This is a genomic window from Halovibrio sp. HP20-59, from assembly GCF_033052795.2.
GTDB lineage: Bacteria > Pseudomonadota > Gammaproteobacteria > Pseudomonadales > Halomonadaceae > Vreelandella.
Genome location: NZ_JAWJUW020000060.1, coordinates 1 through 349 on the forward strand (window position 1 = coordinate 1; position 349 = coordinate 349).

The 349-nt window shown below is 75.4% G+C and carries 1 protein-coding gene; it reads right to left on the bottom strand.

The annotated features are described in order from the left end of the window. Positions 1-295: hypothetical protein (locus tag RZA33_RS19380; RefSeq protein WP_322976230.1), on the bottom strand; the 295-nt coding region annotated here is incomplete at its 3' end. Between the last annotated feature and the right edge of the window lie 54 nt (positions 296-349).

Consider the following 349-nt stretch of genomic DNA (forward strand, 5'->3'; position numbering starts at 1 on the left):
GCGCTGCCGCCCAGGCAGCTAAGTAACTTGCCTTCGGCTGGAAAGGACAGACGCTCTCAGTGCGCTGCCGCCCAGGCAGCTCAGAAAAATCATGCTCGGGAGAGAGCACTTCGCAAAACCAGCCCACCCTCCAACCCAGCGCAGAAAAGTCTGCCGCGGTAAAAAAAGGCTCGGGGCTGGTGGGCGGCGGCGGGGGCGGGCTGGGGCGCAGCGGCGGGGCGGGGGGGAGCGGGCGGGGCCGGGGGGCGAGCGCGGGCAGCCGGGGAGCGCGCGGCTGGGGGGGGCGGCGGCGCAACAGGAGGGGCAGGGGGACGCGGGCGGGGGGGCGCCCCGGCGCGGGGGCAGGCCC